This is a genomic window from Pandoraea capi (genome assembly GCF_902459735.1).
GTDB lineage: Bacteria > Pseudomonadota > Gammaproteobacteria > Burkholderiales > Burkholderiaceae > Pandoraea > Pandoraea capi.
The window spans coordinates 277929-293121 of the sequence record NZ_CABPRV010000008.1 but is presented as its reverse complement, the minus strand read 5'-3'; the positions used below and the strand labels follow the sequence as shown (position 1 = coordinate 293121).

General features: G+C 65.0%; 15 protein-coding genes, 1 other RNA gene, 1 pseudogene and 1 riboswitch. Of the genes and pseudogenes, 9 read left to right on the top strand and 8 right to left on the bottom strand.

Annotated elements, in window-relative coordinates; all coding sequences use genetic code 11:
- A pseudogene (locus PCA20602_RS17595) lies at positions 1-120 on the top strand (electron transfer flavoprotein subunit alpha/FixB family protein); the annotation flags it as partial.
- A gap of 214 nt (positions 121-334) precedes the next feature.
- The gene (locus PCA20602_RS17590; protein WP_150722317.1) at positions 335-2116 is read left to right on the top strand and encodes an acyl-CoA dehydrogenase; all 1782 of its coding nucleotides are present in this window, start codon (positions 335-337) and stop codon (positions 2114-2116) included.
- Positions 2117-2276: 160 nt separating this feature from the next.
- Here the strand turns inward: PCA20602_RS17590 and ssrS are convergent.
- The 3 genes from ssrS to PCA20602_RS17575 all read right to left on the bottom strand — a co-directional run bounded on the left by ssrS (position 2277) and on the right by PCA20602_RS17575 (position 3112).
- Positions 2277-2458, bottom strand: a non-coding RNA gene (ssrS, locus tag PCA20602_RS17585) — 6S RNA.
- Between the two features lie 34 nt (positions 2459-2492).
- Positions 2493-2804 (bottom strand): cell division protein ZapA, encoded by a 312-nt coding sequence (locus tag PCA20602_RS17580; protein ID WP_047907312.1) that lies wholly within the window; start codon positions 2802-2804, stop codon positions 2493-2495.
- On the bottom strand, positions 2801-3112 hold the full coding sequence (locus PCA20602_RS17575; protein WP_044454750.1) for a hypothetical protein: 312 nt from the start codon (positions 3110-3112) through the stop codon (positions 2801-2803). Before PCA20602_RS17575 ends, PCA20602_RS17580 begins: the two co-directional genes overlap by 4 nt.
- An 89-nt stretch (positions 3113-3201) precedes the next feature.
- A riboswitch (cobalamin riboswitch) is annotated at positions 3202-3452 on the top strand.
- Between the two features lie 185 nt (positions 3453-3637).
- On the opposite strand from PCA20602_RS17575, the gene PCA20602_RS17570 reads away from it, so the two are divergent.
- From PCA20602_RS17570 to cobC, 6 genes are all read left to right on the top strand, one after another.
- Positions 3638-5584 carry a TonB-dependent receptor plug domain-containing protein gene (locus PCA20602_RS17570; protein ID WP_150722316.1) on the top strand — a complete coding sequence of 649 codons (1947 nt, stop codon included), beginning with the start codon at positions 3638-3640 and terminating at the stop codon, positions 5582-5584.
- A 54-nt stretch (positions 5585-5638) separates the two neighbouring features.
- Positions 5639-6634, top strand: a complete 996-nt coding sequence (locus PCA20602_RS17565; RefSeq protein WP_069344298.1) for a FecCD family ABC transporter permease — start codon at positions 5639-5641, stop codon at positions 6632-6634.
- A gap of 98 nt (positions 6635-6732) precedes the next feature.
- On the top strand, positions 6733-7500 hold the full coding sequence (locus PCA20602_RS17560) for an ABC transporter ATP-binding protein (protein WP_246182215.1): 768 nt from the start codon (positions 6733-6735) through the stop codon (positions 7498-7500).
- A 151-nt stretch (positions 7501-7651) separates the two neighbouring features.
- Entirely contained in the window at positions 7652-8734 is a 1083-nt protein-coding gene (gene cobT, locus PCA20602_RS17555) for a nicotinate-nucleotide--dimethylbenzimidazole phosphoribosyltransferase (protein ID WP_150722314.1), read from the top strand.
- Positions 8731-9615, top strand: coding sequence for an adenosylcobinamide-GDP ribazoletransferase (locus PCA20602_RS17550; protein WP_150722313.1), 885 nt, complete (start codon positions 8731-8733; stop codon positions 9613-9615). The genes cobT and PCA20602_RS17550 overlap by 4 nt, the downstream gene beginning before the upstream one ends.
- Positions 9606-10205 (top strand): alpha-ribazole phosphatase family protein, encoded by a 600-nt coding sequence (cobC, locus tag PCA20602_RS17545; RefSeq protein ID WP_174981261.1) that lies wholly within the window; start codon positions 9606-9608, stop codon positions 10203-10205. The genes PCA20602_RS17550 and cobC overlap by 10 nt, the downstream gene beginning before the upstream one ends.
- A 51-nt stretch (positions 10206-10256) precedes the next feature.
- Here the strand turns inward: cobC and PCA20602_RS17540 are convergent, their stop codons facing one another.
- The gene (locus PCA20602_RS17540; protein ID WP_150722311.1) at positions 10257-11219 is read right to left on the bottom strand and encodes a cobalamin-binding protein; all 963 of its coding nucleotides are present in this window, start codon (positions 11217-11219) and stop codon (positions 10257-10259) included.
- 298 nt (positions 11220-11517) lie between these two features.
- On the opposite strand from PCA20602_RS17540, the gene PCA20602_RS25685 reads away from it, so the two are divergent.
- Positions 11518-11685 (top strand): hypothetical protein, encoded by a 168-nt coding sequence (locus tag PCA20602_RS25685; RefSeq protein ID WP_170836307.1) that lies wholly within the window; start codon positions 11518-11520, stop codon positions 11683-11685.
- Positions 11686-11888: 203 nt separating this feature from the next.
- On the opposite strand, the gene PCA20602_RS17535 is transcribed toward PCA20602_RS25685, so the two are convergent.
- The 4 genes from PCA20602_RS17535 to cobU form a co-directional block, all read right to left on the bottom strand.
- Positions 11889-12116 carry a hypothetical protein gene (locus tag PCA20602_RS17535; protein ID WP_069344301.1) on the bottom strand — a complete coding sequence of 76 codons (228 nt, stop codon included), beginning with the start codon at positions 12114-12116 and terminating at the stop codon, positions 11889-11891.
- A 333-nt stretch (positions 12117-12449) separates the two neighbouring features.
- On the bottom strand, positions 12450-13556 hold the full coding sequence (gene cobD / locus PCA20602_RS17530) for a threonine-phosphate decarboxylase CobD (protein ID WP_150722310.1): 1107 nt from the start codon (positions 13554-13556) through the stop codon (positions 12450-12452).
- A gap of 5 nt (positions 13557-13561) precedes the next feature.
- Positions 13562-14542 carry an adenosylcobinamide-phosphate synthase CbiB gene (gene cbiB, locus PCA20602_RS17525; protein WP_150722309.1) on the bottom strand — a complete coding sequence of 327 codons (981 nt, stop codon included), beginning with the start codon at positions 14540-14542 and terminating at the stop codon, positions 13562-13564.
- 82 nt (positions 14543-14624) lie between these two features.
- Positions 14625-15191, bottom strand: a complete 567-nt coding sequence (gene cobU / locus PCA20602_RS17520; RefSeq protein ID WP_150722308.1) for a bifunctional adenosylcobinamide kinase/adenosylcobinamide-phosphate guanylyltransferase — start codon at positions 15189-15191, stop codon at positions 14625-14627.
- Between the last annotated feature and the right edge of the window lie 2 nt (positions 15192-15193).

Here is a 15193-nt window from a genome sequence, read left to right as displayed (position 1 = left end):
GATTCGAAGGTGATCGTGGCGATCAACAAGGATCCGGAAGCACCGATCTTCTCGGTGGCCGATTACGGTCTGGTGGGCGATCTGTTCACCGTCGTGCCGGAACTCACGGGCGCGCTGTAAGCGCGTCGCCGGTTAGCGCGACATCGTTGTAAAGCAGTACGGCTGCGGGCCTCGCGCCCGCAGCTTGTTTCCGTCGATTCGTATGGGGATGCGGCCAGACGTCGTGAGAGTCGCGAGCGTCTTCATCCGAATCGGTCGAACAGCAAAAATAGAACAATAAGCATCCGGCATTCGCCACCATCCGAAGGCAATCGAAATCCCCAGGAGGAACGACATGAGTTATCAGGCCCCGATCAAGGACATGCAGTTCGTCATGAACGAACTCGCGGACCTGACGCGCATCGCTGCGTTGCCGGGTTATGAGGATGCCTCGCCCGACGTCGCACAGGCTGTGCTCGAAGAAGCGGCTCGCTTCAATCAGGAAGTGCTCGCGCCGCTGAACGTCATCGGCGACCAGCAACCGAGTACGTGGAAGGACGGTGTGGTCACCACCACGCCGGGATTCAAGGAAGCGTTCCGTCAGTTTTCCGAAGCGGGATGGCAGGGCGTGCTGCATCCGCAGGAGTTCGGCGGGCAGGGCTTGCCCAAACTCGTCGCTACGCCCTGCACGGAAATGCTCAACGCGGCGAACCTGTCGTTCGCGCTATGCCCGCTGCTCACCGACGGCGCCGTCGAAGCGCTGCTCACCGCAGGCACCGACGCCCAACGTGCACTCTACGTCCCCAAGCTGCTCTCGGGCGAGTGGACCGGCACCATGAACCTCACGGAGCCGCAGGCCGGGTCGGATCTCGCGATGGTGCGCACCCGTGCGGAGCGCGAGGCCGACGGCACCTATCGCATTTTCGGCACGAAGATTTTCATCACGTTCGGCGAACACGACATGGCGGAGAACATCGTTCACCTCGTGCTCGCCCGCACGCCCGATGCGCCCCCGGGCGTCAAGGGCATCTCGCTGTTCATCGTGCCGAAGTTCAACGTCGACGCCGAGGGTAAGCTCGGTGCGCGCAACGATGTGCATTGCGTGTCCATCGAACACAAGCTCGGCATCAAGGCGAGCCCCACGGCAGTGCTGCAATTCGGTGACAACGGTGGTGCGACGGGGTATCTCGTCGGCGAAGAGAACCGTGGCCTCGAATACATGTTCATCATGATGAACGCGGCGCGTTTCGCGGTCGGCATGCAAGGCGTGGCCGTCGCCGAGCGTTCGTATCAGCATGCCGTGGCGTATGCGCGTGACCGGCTGCAAAGCCGTCCGGTGGATGGCTCGTCGCGCGACGCGGTGTCGATCATTCATCACCCGGACGTCAAGCGCATGCTCATGACGATGCGTGCTCTGACGGAAGGCGCGCGCGCACTCGCGTACGTGGCGGCGGGTCAGGCCGACATCGCACATCACGCGGCCGATGCCGAGGCAGGCAAGCGTGCGCAGGCCGTCTACGAATTCCTCGTGCCGATCGTGAAGGGCTGGAGCACGGAGATGTCGCTGGAGGTGACGAGCCTCGGCGTACAGGTGCATGGCGGTATGGGCTTCATCGAAGAGACGGGCGCGGCTCAGTACTATCGCGATGCGCGTATTCTGCCGATCTACGAAGGCACGACGGCGATTCAGGCGAACGATCTGATCGGTCGCAAGACGCTGCGCGATCGTGGTGCCGTGGCCCGCGCGCTGTGTGAGCAGATCGAGGCGACGGAGAACGAACTGCGCGCGGCGGGTGGTGTGGCCGCGCCGGTGGCCGAGCGTCTTGCCAAGGGACGCGAAGCGCTGGCCATCGTGGTGGACTACGTGCTGGCGAATACGCAGGACAACGCCAATGCGGTGTTCGCTGGCAGCGTGCCGTATCTGAAGCTCGCGGGCATTGTGCTCGGCGGCTGGCAGATGGGGCGTGCATTGTTGGCGGCGCAGAAACTGCGCGATACCGATCCGTCGTTCTACGACGCCAAGATCGGCACTGCGCGTTTCTTCGCGGATCACATCCTCACACAGGCTCCAGGCCTTGCGCAGTCGATCACCGAGGGGGCCGACTCGGCGCTGTCGCTGAACGAAGCGCAGTTCTGATCGCCTGATGGCAAATGAAAGCGACCTGCGGGTCGCTTTTTTTGTGCGGTACGTCGGCGCCGATACCCACTATCGGTCCGAGGCAAGCATCAAACCAGAACAAAACCGCCGGACGAAAAAAAACGGCACTGCGTGAATGTCATCACGCAGTGCCGTGCATTGGGTCCCCGCCTCAGCCGCTAAGCCGGCATCCTGAACCGTGAGGTTCAAGGTGGTCGCGGTTAGTAGCGCTTTGGGTTCATCAGACAGAGTGACGCTCACGCCAGCACTACAAACTTCCGCAACCTGCAACAGATCATTGGTTCAAGGAATCTATGACTTTCGCGAACCAGGCAGGGAAAACTAACCTTTCGGACCAGGCAGTTACCGATGTCTTTCAGCTTTGATACTGATCGATGACGGCACTCAGTCGTTCGTCCATGGCTTGCATTCTACGCTGAATTTCTTCGGCAGGGAATGCTTGTCCAGCAGCAATGCTTTTTTCCAACGCAAGCAATTCGGATGCCAGGCTCAACGCTGCCATGACGGCAATGCGGTCGGTGCCGCGCACGCTGCTTTGCGCGCGGACCTTGCTCATTTCGGCATCCACGCGCGAGACGGAGGCGAGCAGGTCGGCTTCGTGTTCGGGCGGGCAGGCGAGGCGGTACGACTGTTCAAGAATATGAACTTCGAGCTGCTTGATCGTCATGCGTTTTCTCCACCGGGGGTGCCGAGCAGATCCATCTGACCCTCAGCGGGGTTTTGCGTGGGAAGCTTTTCGAGGATCGCGTTCAGGCGAACCTGAGCCTCGTCGATCTTGGCGGCAAGCTGATCGCGTTGCAAACGCAAGGCGTCGCGTTCGGTGCGCAATTGCTCGATGGCGGCGCGGGTTTCGTCGCATTCGGCGCGCGCACGGTCGAGTTCCGCGAGCAGCGCTTGATTGTGTTGGTGAAAACGTTGGCTGATCACAACCAACTGTTCCATTTTATCGGTGAGATTGTCGAGATCGGTGAGCATCGGGCTGCGTCCTCTTGATTGCCCTACATTCTAACGGAATCGGCGGCCAATGCCCGACGAACGAGCATTGACGCTCGTTCGATTGGCCCCTACACTTGCGGCACTTCGGTGCTCGCGCACGCCCCCCGGCATGCGCAGTTAAACGGGAAACAGGGAGCCGCGTCCCTACACGGGCTGGCTAACCTGTGCTGCCCCCGCAACGGTAAGTCATTCTTTCGACCCGAAAGGTTTCCGAAAACGCGCTTCGCCTCTATCGCCACTGTGTGCCATCTGCATGCGGGAAGGCCGGTCAGGCGCGACGATGATCAGCCCGGATACCGGCCCAAGTGAGTGGGGATTCCATCATGCCGCCCGGCGCAAGCCGCAGGTGGCGTGTTGTCGTTTTCAAGTGCCGATGCCACCCGTCGTATTCGCATGTGTTCGCATGCCGATGTGTCACCGGCGCTCCCGATGCGCCCCTTTCGTCGGCGACCTGCGGGGGAACGGGTCAAGGCAACAAGAAAACTACGGAAGTCACACCACACCATGCGCTCCCACGTTCGCGCAATGGCGCTGCACGCGCCTGCCTTTGCTTCGCGCTTCATACCACCCGCCAGCCCGCTCGCTCACACGCGTGCTGCCTCGATCTTCTCGCCTCATCGCGTAGCGCTGGCCGCCGCCTTGCTGGCCGTTAGCGCCGCCGCACAGGCGCAATCGACCGATGCCACGTTCAACACGACCGTGGTGACGGCCTCGCGCACGGAGCAGAAGCTCGCGGATACGCTGGCGTCCACATCGGTCATCACGCGCGCGCAGATCGAAGCCAGTCAGGCGCAGGACCTGCCATCGTTGCTTCGCGCTCAGGCCGGTGTCGAGATCGTGCAGAACGGCGGCTTCGGCACTTCCGCGAGCCTCTTCATGCGCGGCGCTGCGTCGAATTCGTCGCTCGTGCTCATCGACGGCGTGCCCGTCAACTCCGCCACGACCGGTACGACCAACATCGCGCAGATTCCGGTGTCGCAGATCGATCACATCGAAATCGTGCGCGGCAACGTCTCGGCGCTGTACGGCTCGCAAGCCGTGGGTGGCGTGATCCAGATCTTCACGCGCAAGGGCGACGGCGGACCGCCGAAGGCTCACGCCGAAATCGGCTATGGGACGAACAACACCACGCAGGCCAATGCCGGTATCGCCGGGTCGTTCGATGACGGCAAGACGCGCTTCTCGCTCGACGTCTCGCGCTTTCACACGAACGGCATCTCGGCACAGGACCCGCGTTTCGCGCCCAAGGCCAATCCGAACCGCAACGGCGACGACAACACGAGCGTGACGGCCACGCTCTCGCGCAAGTTCGGCGATACGTGGGAAGTCGGCGCCCGTCTGTTTCAGAGCGACGGCAGCAGCAGCTACGACAGTGCATTCGGCAAGCCGACGGACCTGAACGATGTCGACGCCCGCGTGCGTCAGGTCTCGGCCTACGCGAAGGGCAACGTCACCGACAAGTGGAGCACGCGCTTCACCGTCACGCAGGGCGACGACTACAGCTACAACTATCTGAACGGCAACGGGAACGGCAATTTCCACACGTCGAGCAATCAGATCGACTGGGCCAACGAATACGTCTTCCTGCCGGATCAGAAGCTCATCGCCGGCTACTCGCGGCTGGAGCAGACCGTCGACAGCAACACGAACTACGACCGTAACAACCGCCATCTCGATTCGTTCTACGTCGGTTACGAGGGCGTGATCGCACAGAAGCACGAGGTGCAGGCGACCGTGCGGCGCGACATGTATTCGGACTTCGGTGGCGCGAACAGCTACTGGGTCGGCTACGGATACCGGTTGACCGACCAGTGGAAGCTGATGGCCAACGCGTCCGACGGGTTCCGCGCGCCGACCTTTAACGAGCTGTTCTATCCCGGCTTCGGCAATCCGAACCTGCAACCGGAGCGCTCGATTTCGAAAGAGGTCGCGGTGCAGTTCTTCGACGAGCGCTTTGGTCTGGCCAAACTCGCGCTGTTCCGCACCAACTACACGAACCTGATTCAGTCGCTGACCGTATTCCCGTACACGGCCGCGAACGTGGCGAAGGCGCGCGTGGAAGGGCTCGAATTGACCTATCAGGGCAAGATTCAGTGGACGGGCACGGACGTGCGGGCGTCGTTCACGCGTCAGAACCCGACCGATCTGGACGCCGACAAGGTCCTCGCACGTCGCGCGAAGCAGTATGGCTCGTTCGGCGTGACGCAGACGCTTTTCAGCAAATTCAGCGTCGGCGGCGATGTCTTCTACAGCGGCGAGCGTTACGATACGGGAGGCCAGCATCTTGGTGCCTACACGCTCGTGAATCTTCAGGCGCGCTACAACATCGACAAATCCTGGTACGTTTCGGCGCATCTGGACAACGTCTTCAACAAGAACTACCAGACGGTCTATGGCTACAACACCCTCGGGCGCGCGATTTACGTCTCGCTCGGCTGGAAGCAGTTCTGACCTGCGCATGACCGGTCGCGCATCCGACGGCGCCCCGGTGGCGCGCGCTGACGCATGACGCTGCGTCGCGCCCTCACGATCTGGGCGGGGCTGGCCGGCATTGCGCTGGCCGTGCTCGTCGCGTCGCTCATGCTCGGGAGCGTGCCGGTTTCGTTGCGCGAGATCGGTGCGCTGGTGCTGGGACATGACGTGGGCCTCGCGGGCGACGTGATCTGGCGTCTGCGCCTGCCGCGCTCGCTGGCCGCGTTCGCCTGCGGCGGCCTGCTCGCCGTCGCCGGTACCCTCATGCAAACGTTATTGCGCAACCCGCTGGCCGATCCGTACGTGCTGGGCATCTCCGGCGGCGCAGGCGTCGCAGCACTGGCCGCGCTGGCGCTCACGCTGCCGTTTTTCTGGGTGCAGACGAGCGCCTTCGCGGGAGCGCTGGCGGCCATCGTCATCGTGATGGGCCTGTCGCACCGTAGCTTCCTGCGTCCGGGCGACCGGGACAGCAGCACCAAACTGCTGCTCACCGGCGTGATGATGGCGGCCGGCTTCGGCGCCATCGCTACGCTGATTCTCACGCTCGCGCCCGACGCGAGCCTGCGGGGCATGCTGTTCTGGCTGACGGGCGACCTGAACGGTGTCGATCGCGCTTCGCTGCCCCTTTCCACACTCGCTGTGACGCTGCTCATCGTGTGCCCTGTCGCGCATCGTCTGAATGTGCTGCTGCGCGGCGAAGCCGTCGCACAGGCCGTGGGCGTGGCCGTCGGCCCGCTGCGTGCGCGGATCTATCTGGCGGCGTCGCTCGCCACCGCCGTTGCCGTGACCACGGCGGGCAGCATTGGCTTCGTCGGTCTCGTCGTGCCGCATATCCTGCGTCTGCGTTTCGGCAACGATCAGCGCATGCTGCTGCCGGCGGCGGCCCTCGGCGGCGGTGCGTTGCTGATGCTCGCGGATCTGGTCGCACGCACCGTGATCGCGCCGACGCAATTGCCGGTCGGTGTCATCACCGCGATGATCGGCGTGCCCGTCTTCCTGTGGCTGCTGTCCCGGAGGGTGATCCGATGAGTTCACCGGGGAATCTTTCGACGTCTTTGCCGAGCACGGCATCGACCCGCGAGCCGTTGCTGCAAACCCATGCGCTGACGTTGCGCGCGGGTGAGCGCATGCTCGTCGACTGGCTGGATCTCGCGGTGGCGCCGGGCGAATGCTGGTGTCTCGCCGGGCCGAACGGCGCGGGCAAGACGACATTGCTCGACACGCTCGCGGGTCTTCGTCCCATCGCGGAGACGTCGGCCCGCGATGCGGCGATTACCGCAAGCGGACGCGTCGCGATCGGCGGCAAGATGCTGGCGGAGTGGCGTCCCGAACCGCTGGCACGGGTGAGGGCACTGATGCCGCAACAGATACGCGACGCGTTCGCCGCGACCGCGCTCGAAGTCGTGCTGGCGGGTCGACACCCGTATCTCGCGCCGGGACGTTGGGGGGCATGGGAGTCCGATGACGACGTCGCCCTCGCCAGCGCCGCCCTCGCACAGGTCGGCCTTGAAGACTTTGCCTCGCGCGACGTCACGACGCTCTCGGGCGGCGAGCGCCAGCGCGTGTCGCTCGCGGCGGTGATCGCGCAGGCCACGCCGTTGTTGTTGCTCGACGAACCGGTGTCGCACCTCGATCTGCATCATCAGATCGACGCGCTCGAATTGCTCGCCGCGCACGCCGAGCGCAAGGGCGCGGCCGTCATCTTCTCGTGCCACGATCTCAATCTGGCGCGACGCTTCGCCACGCACGGCCTGCTGCTCGACGGTCGTGGCGGCTGGCGCGCCGGGCCGGTGCGCGAGGTGCTGTCGGCCGAGTCGTGCAGCGACGCGTTCGGTTATCCGTTGCGTCTGATTCGCGACGGCGACGACGAAGCGCTCGTGCCGGTTCGACGCTGATGACCGTGCTCGTGACACCGCGCCGAAGGGGATTCGCGATGGGCACACGCGCCGGCGTACACTCACATCCGCGCGTGGGGCCGTACGCGGTGCCGCGCGCCATTGTCACTCTGGTAGTCACTCCCGTATTACCGTTTCAGGACGTCTGCGCATGACCGCTTTCAGCCCGCTGCTCACCGAACTCTTCGACATCGCCTCGCCTTCCGTCGCGATGGACGCCTCGCTGCAACACGCCATCGACATCAAGACGAAGCCGCCCGGCAGCCTCGGCGTCCTCGAACGGGTGGCGCACCGTATCGGTCGCATTCAGCAGAGCGCGACGCCCGAGTTGACGCGTCCCGCCATGCTCGTGTTCGCGGGCGATCACGGGATTGTGGCGGCTGGCGTGAGCCCGTATCCGCAGGCCGTCACGGCGCAGATGGTGCTCAACTTCCTGCGTGGCGGTGCCGCGATCAACGTCTTTTGCCGCGCTAACGGCATTGAAATGGAAGTGATCAACGCGGGCGTGGCGGCGGACTTCCCGTCGCACGCATCGCTCGTCGACATTCCCGTGGCGCCCGGCACCCGGAACTTCCTCGACGCGCCCGCGATGACGCGCGAGCAACTGGAGGCCGCACTTACCGCCGGCGCGGCGCGCGTGGTGACGCATGCCTCGCGCGGCACCCGCATGATCGGCTTCGGTGAAATGGGGATCGGCAACACGTCGGCCGCAGCCTGTCTGATGCAGCGGCTGACGGGATTGCCGCTCGCAGCGTGCGTCGGCCGTGGCACGGGTGTCGACGATGCGGGGCTCGCCCGCAAGACGTCCATTCTGGAGCGCGCGCTGGCGGCGCATCCGGTCGCGGGCGACAACCCCGACCCACTGGACACGCTCGCGACCTTCGGTGGCTTCGAGATCGCGATGATGACGGGCGCGTATCTCGCCGCGGCGAAACTCGGTCTCGTGATCGTGGTGGATGGCTTCATCAGCACGGCGGCGCTGCTGGTCGCGTCGCGCGTGTCGCCTGCCGTGCTCGACTACTGCGTGTTCGCGCACGCGTCCGACGAAACTGGCCATCGGGCGATGCTCGACACGCTCGATGCCGAACCGTTGCTGCAACTCGGCTTGCGCCTTGGCGAGGGCACGGGGGCGGCGCTCGCGATGCCGCTGATTCAGGCGGCGGCCGCCTTCCTGCGCGAGATGGCGACGTTCGAAGGCGCGGGCGTGAGCGATCGCGAGGCGACCAGCGCATGACGGCGTCCGTCCCCGATCCTTCGCCGCGCAACGATGATGCGGACAACGGCAACGGCAACGGCAACGGCAACGGCTCGCGCGATCTCGTCGCACCGCCTTGCCCGACGGCGTCGTTCGGAGGATTCCGGGGGCACTGGCGACTGTTCCTGACGGCGCTCGGATTCTTCACACGCGTGCCAATTCCGCAATGGGTCGGCTATTCCCCCGAACAGTTGAACGCGGCGACGCGATACTTCCCGCTCGTCGGGGTGTTCGTCGGTGCGTGCGTGGCCTTGCTGACGGTGGCGATGGGGCACCTGTGGTCGCCGCCTCTCGCCATCGCACTGGGACTCGGCGTGAGCGTGCTGCTCACCGGCGCTTTTCATGAAGACGGCCTTGCCGATTCGGTCGATGGGTTTGGCGGGGCATTCGATCGTGAACGCGTGCTGGCGATCATGCACGACTCGCGGATCGGCACGTATGGGGCGGTCGCGCTGTGGCTGGCGCTGGCCGTCAAGTGGCAGGCGCTTGTCGACATTCAGGCGTCGGTGGGGTGGAGCGGTTTTGCCGTCGTGCTGATCGGGGCGCATGCCGCGAGTCGCAGCATGGCGATCAGTCTGCTGCGCGCGCTCGACTATGTGCGTCCCGAAGGCAAGGCCAAACCGGTGGCACAGCGGCTGAGCGTGGGCGGGTTGATGTTTGGCGTGGCGTGCAGCGCGCCGTGGTGGGTGTGGCCGGATTGGCGCGCGGGGGTGGCGGGCGCGTTGGTGCTCGTTGTGTTGCGTGCCGGGTTCATTCGTTATCTGCGTCGGCGTCTCGGCGGTTATACCGGCGACACGCTTGGCTTCGCCCAGCAACTCGGCGAACTCGCGTTGTATCTCACGGTATGCGCATGGATCTGATATTGATGCGGCACCCGCCGCCCGACATCGCGCCGGGAATTTGCTACGGCAGAGCAGACGTGCCGCCGATCGACACCATCCTGCCGTCAGCGCTCAGCACGATGCTCACGCGCCTGGGCGATGCACTCGACGGCCGTCGCGTGACTTCGATTCACAGCAGTCCGCTGCGCCGCGCGCAACGTGTCGCGCAGGAGATGGCGGGGCACCTCGGCCTTCGGCTACAGGTCGATGCGCGGCTCGGCGAAATGGATTTCGGGGCGTGGGAGAGGTGCCGTTGGGACGACATCGATCGCAAGGCACTCGACGCGTGGGCGGCGGATGTCTGCGGTTATGCGCCACCGGATGGCGAAAGCGCGCGCGATGTTGTGCGCCGCATGGACGCGTGGGCGCGAGCCTTGCGCTCACAAGCCACGGGCGAAGACGAAGTGCATGTCGTCGTCGCCCACGCGGGTCCGATTCGTCTGCATACGGCAACCGCGCTGCGCCTGCCAACCACCGCCTGTCTGTCGTGGACGCTGGATTTCGGCCATCTCTGTCACCTCGACATCGCCGACGACGGGCAAGCACGCCTGATCCGCTGGAACGCTTGACGGGGCGACGCCCGCACTGTCATTGCGTCGTCATCCCCCTTCGGCTGCCACTCACTTTCCGGTTGACGGACGACGCGAGCGCGCCAGATCGAGGTCTTCGCACATCGTGGTGGCGCCGTCGAGAATGCGCGGGCTGGGGCGGTTGATGAGATCGCCGTCGATGCCGAACAGATTGTCGCGCGCCACCGCAGGCAGTTGCGGCCACTTGCGCCAACTGTCGAGCGTCGCCAGCGGCTTGTCCGATTTCGTTGCGCCCTGCGTGGCCGTGAACATCGCTTCCGGCGCCTTCGCGAGTACCGCTTCGACGGAGACGCGCGGCACCAGCGGCGCTTCGCCGGCGAAGACGTTAACTCCACCGCACAGGCGAATCACGTCGCTCACCATATGCGTGCCGTTGAGCGTCATCAGCGGTTGCGTCCACACCTGATAGAACACCGGCACGGGCGAGCGCGACGCGTATTGCTTGCGCAGTGCTTCGTAACGGGCACGAAACGCGTCGGCAGACGCCTGCGCTTTCGCTGGCGTTCCCATCAGCGTGCCGAGCGTTTCGATGGCGGCAGGCAGGTCGCTCAGATGCTTCGGCTCCGAGTAGAACACCGGCAGCTTCAACTGACGTAACGCTTCGACCTGCCGCTGCGAATTGCCGTGCATCCACACGACGAGCAGATCGGGCTTGAGCGCAAGAATGCGTTCGAGATCGAGTGCGCTGTTGTCGCCGACGCGTGGCAGGCGCTGCGCCGCTTCCGGATAATCGGAGTACTTCACCACGCCCACCACCTTGTCACCGGCCCCGGCGGCAAAGAGCAATTCTGTCGCATGCGGTGCCAGACTCACCACGCGCCGTGCGGGTGCTGCGAGCGTGACCGTCGCGCCGGTATCGTCTTTCACGGAGACGGCGGCGTACCCCGGTGAAGCGCTCAGTGACGAGGCGACGACGAGGCATCCTGCGGCCAGGGCATGGGCCAGACGATGACGTTGCACCAGACGGCGCGATGGGCGATAGCGTTGGAACATGGCCGGAGCGGTCACATCGAGATGAGAGGGAAGGATGGGCGAGATCCCGAAGAGGACGTTGGATATTCGGGAAGATTCACAACGTGAGATCATTTTCGCCACGCGTCCGCCATTCTCGGTGGGTTGTGACGTCGGGGCAAGCGGCCGAAGGGACGGGGGGACAGGGTGAGCGGGGGAAACCGACGAACCGATGTCACGCAAGGGAGGTCGAACGATGTGTGACGGAATGTCGTATGACGTGTTGGAAGGCGTCGATAGCCAACCCACGCAAGACGTGCTGGATTCAAGGAGTGACGTTGTGAAGCGAAATATCGGAATTGTGAGCGCGCTGGCGCTGTTCGTCGTGACGATGCTGGGGGCGTGTGCGGCACCTGACGGCGGGGCGGGATCGGCCTCGCGCGCGAGCGGCACCGGCAAGGTCGAGGCCTACGGCGTCATCGACGGCGGCGTGACGATCGTGAAGTGAGTCTGACGTGGGGCTGAAGTGAGTCGCCATGCCCATATGACCGCGCCCCCTGACTCGTGAGAGTTCAGGGGGCGCGGTGTTACATGCGGCATCATGCAGTGGCGCAGTGTCAAACGTTACTGGAGCGTACGGCGACACGTGGCGGACTCGCACGCTGCCGGGAGGATCGGCGTCCTTGGCAGCGGCGCGTCCGTCATGCGGCGTTAGTTCGATGCCGGTGCCGGGGCAGCCGCACCTGCGTCCGATGCCGGCGCGCTCATTGCGGCGCCTGCATCGCTGGCCGGAGCCGAGTTATCTGCCGGCGCAGCGGCCGGGGCCGATGCGGTCGTGTCGGCAGCCGGAGCGGCCGATTGATCTTCCTTCTTCGAGCAACCCACCGTCACGATGGTGGCGGTCAGAAGCGTGGCGAGCAACAGCGGCAGTTTTTTCATTTGGTCGTCCTTTTAATTGGGGAAAGCCCTTGCGAAAGAACCTTCAGTCTAGCGGCGCCCTTCGGCGATGACTGTGTGCATTTGTTGCAGAAATGCTTCAATTTGTAACGAAAACGTCGAGAACGCCCGTCAATGAATACCGCGTAAGCGGTGGCGGAGCGTCAGTGCCGAGTGACGTCGGGCAGCGTGCGCCCGTTCTGAAGCATAACGAGAAAATTGGATGGCACCGGCCCCTGGCAGTTCCCGTAAAGCGCATTTGGGACGGAATCCGGGACAAATCAATGGCAGTGAATGAAAGTCACCGGCGGTGCTGGCCGGGGTGTTGGCCTATCGTCAGGCAACGCTTGCCACGCGCAGTGCCGATTCTAAGCGCTGCCACGCGTCTTCCGTCGACGGCAAGCCCAGCCGCAGGCTCGGGAGCGGCTGTGTTGCTCCATCGGTTCGGCTGATGAGACGGGGCTCGAACAACCGCGTCCAGACACCTTCCTGCGCGAGCCGTTCATGCCATTGCGGTGCCGAAAGGTGAGGTGTCCACGCAAACAGCGGAGTGCCGACGGAGGGCCAGCCCTGCGCGTGCAGCAGCGACAACAGTCGTTCACCGTCTTGCAACAAACGTTCGCGTGCGGCGTTTTGCCACGCCGTGTCGCGTAATGCCGTGCGGACGGCGAATCGTGCCGGTCCGCTGACGGTCCATGCACCGAGACGCGTCGTGAGTGACGCGCAGAGCGACGCCGGGCACAAGGCAAACCCGGCGCGAATACCTGCGAGTCCGAAGAACTTGCCGACGGAGCGCAGCACGACGAGGCCATCTGCGCCCACGTGTGGTGTCATCGATGCGTGAGGCGAGATATCCGCAAACGCTTCGTCCACGATCAACATGCCCCCGCGCGCTGCCAGCGCCGCACGCCATTGCGCGAGCGTTCCGCGATCGACGTGCCGTGTCGTCGGATTGTCCGGATTCACCCACACGAGGTAGTCGACGTCGGGCAGGCCGGCCTCGGGGCCGAGCCACGGCACGAGCGTATGCCCGGCGCGTGCGAAGGCGGGGGCGTACTCGCTGTAGGTGAGCGTGGCGACGGCCACACGTCCCGGGCGAAGCAGCTCGGGCAATGCGCGAATGACGGCCTGCGAGCCGGCGCATGGCACAACGGTGTCGACGGGCACGCCGTAGTAGTGCGCGGCGACATCGCGTAACTCGTCGAACGCATCGGGCAGGTCGCGCCATGCGCTCGCGGGCGGCATCGGTACGGGATAGCCGATGGGGTTGATGCCGGTCGACAGGTCGAGCCAGTCCTCGCGCGCACGGCCGTACTGACGGATCGCCTCACCGAGATTGCCGCCGTGGCGCGGCGCGCAGGACGTGGACGACGCTGACGAATCGACGGAAGTGGATGAAGTGGACGAGGCAGCCGAAGCCAATGAAGCCGATGAAGCAGACATGAGGGTCAAAGCAGCGTGGTGGGCATGGCGTCGGCCTGTGAGGCAGCGAACAGCGCGAGCGCACCGCTGACGATCAGCCACATCCACATGGAGCGGGAGATGAGCCGCCAGGCGGCCTTGATGTGTTGCGCAGACGGCTCCATGCCGCAGCCCAGCGGGGGACGCGATTCCCACTCGCCGTGGTACCGCGCCGGCCCGCCCAACTGGACGTTGAGGCTGCCTGCGCCTGCGGCCATTACGGGGCCGGCGTTGGGGCTGGACCAGGCGCCGGCCTGCGTGCGCCAGCAATCGATCGCACGGGCGACGTCGCCGAACATCGCATAACTCGCTGCCGTCAGCCGTGCCGGAACCCAGTTGAGGATATCGTCGATTCGCGCGGCAGGGCGGCCGAAATACAGAAACTTGTCGGTGCGATAGCCCCACATCGCGTCGAGCGTATTGGCCAGACGGAAGAGGACCACGCCCGGTGCGCCAGCGATGGCGAACCAGAAGAGTGCACCGAAGATGGCGTCGTTGCCGTTCTCCAGCGTCGACTCCACGGTGGCGCGTGCGAGGTCGGACGCACTCGCGTCCTCCGTATCGCGCGAGACGATGCGTGCCGTCAGTGCACGCGCTCGAGAGACGTCGCCGTCGCGCAGGGCGCGTGCGATGGGCATGACATGCTCGCGCAGGCTGCGCGCGCCGAGTGCGGCGTACAACGCGAGCGCCTGCCAGAGAATGCCGCCCCAGCCGGGCAGGAACGTCAGCGCCCAGGCGATCAGCACCGGAATTACCAGCATGATCGACCAGGCCCACGCGCCGCGCGTCATGGCACTGAACGGCTTGTCGCGCACGGCCGGATCGTTGAGCCATGCCTCGACACCGTTGGCGACATATCCGAAGCCTACGAGCGGATGCCAGCGGCGTGGCTCGCCAAGCCAGGCGTCGAGCAGCACACCGATCAATGCGGCGAGCCAGAGCGATTCGGGAGCGAGTCCGGTGAGCATCGGCGCTTATCCTTTATCTGTCTTTGTGTGCTGTGCTTGTGTTCTGCCCCGACGGGCGAATCCTGCTGCGATGCTTGCCAACTCAGCCCTTCACCGCCATCGGCAGGCCGGCGACCACGAAACGCACGTGCGGTGCCAGCGCGGCCACACGCTGGTTGAGGCGTCCGAGTTCGTCGACATAGCGGCGCGTGACCGAGCCCATCGGAATCACGCCCAATCCGATTTCATTGCTGACGACGACGATCTTGCCCGGCAGCGACACGAGTGTCGCCGCCAGCGTATCGACCACGCCCTGCCACTGCGTATCGTCCGCCGGGCCGTCGGGATGATCGTCCGGCGGGCATAGCCATCCGGCGAGCCACAACGGCAGGCAATCCACGAGTACGCAATGCCCCTCGCGCGCAGTATCGCGCAGCGCCCCGGCGAGATCGCGACCGACTTCCACCGTCTCCCAATGCGCGGGGCGGCTCGCCCGGTGATGCGCGATGCGGGCACGCATTTCGGGCTCGTCGCTCACGGCGGCGGTGGCGAGATAGGTGACGGGAAGGCCGCTCTGCACGGCGAGCCCCTCGGCGAAGGCGCTCTTTCCGGAGCGCGCGCCGCCCAATACGAAGGTCAGGTCAGGGGAGGTCGGAACGAGATCGGTCATGG

Bases quoted from the DNA above. Each gene is read 5' to 3' on its own strand.
- PCA20602_RS17590 (WP_150722317.1), top strand. From the start codon at position 335: ATGAGTTATCAGGCCCCGATCAAGGACATGCAGTTCGTCATGAACGAA.
- PCA20602_RS17580 (WP_047907312.1), bottom strand. From the start codon at position 2,804: ATGACGATCAAGCAGCTCGAAGTTCATATTCTTGAACAGTCGTACCGC.
- PCA20602_RS17575 (WP_044454750.1), bottom strand. From the start codon at position 3,112: ATGCTCACCGATCTCGACAATCTCACCGATAAAATGGAACAGTTGGTT.
- PCA20602_RS17570 (WP_150722316.1), top strand. From the start codon at position 3,638: ATGCGCTCCCACGTTCGCGCAATGGCGCTGCACGCGCCTGCCTTTGCT.
- PCA20602_RS17565 (WP_069344298.1), top strand. From the start codon at position 5,639: ATGACGCTGCGTCGCGCCCTCACGATCTGGGCGGGGCTGGCCGGCATT.
- PCA20602_RS17560 (WP_246182215.1), top strand. From the start codon at position 6,733: ATGCTCGTCGACTGGCTGGATCTCGCGGTGGCGCCGGGCGAATGCTGG.
- cobT (WP_150722314.1), top strand. From the start codon at position 7,652: ATGACCGCTTTCAGCCCGCTGCTCACCGAACTCTTCGACATCGCCTCG.
- PCA20602_RS17550 (WP_150722313.1), top strand. From the start codon at position 8,731: ATGACGGCGTCCGTCCCCGATCCTTCGCCGCGCAACGATGATGCGGAC.
- cobC (WP_174981261.1), top strand. From the start codon at position 9,606: ATGGATCTGATATTGATGCGGCACCCGCCGCCCGACATCGCGCCGGGA.
- PCA20602_RS17540 (WP_150722311.1), bottom strand. From the start codon at position 11,219: ATGTTCCAACGCTATCGCCCATCGCGCCGTCTGGTGCAACGTCATCGT.
- PCA20602_RS17535 (WP_069344301.1), bottom strand. From the start codon at position 12,116: ATGAAAAAACTGCCGCTGTTGCTCGCCACGCTTCTGACCGCCACCATC.
- cobD (WP_150722310.1), bottom strand. From the start codon at position 13,556: ATGTCTGCTTCATCGGCTTCATTGGCTTCGGCTGCCTCGTCCACTTCA.
- cbiB (WP_150722309.1), bottom strand. From the start codon at position 14,542: ATGCTCACCGGACTCGCTCCCGAATCGCTCTGGCTCGCCGCATTGATC.
- cobU (WP_150722308.1), bottom strand. From the start codon at position 15,191: ATGACCGATCTCGTTCCGACCTCCCCTGACCTGACCTTCGTATTGGGC.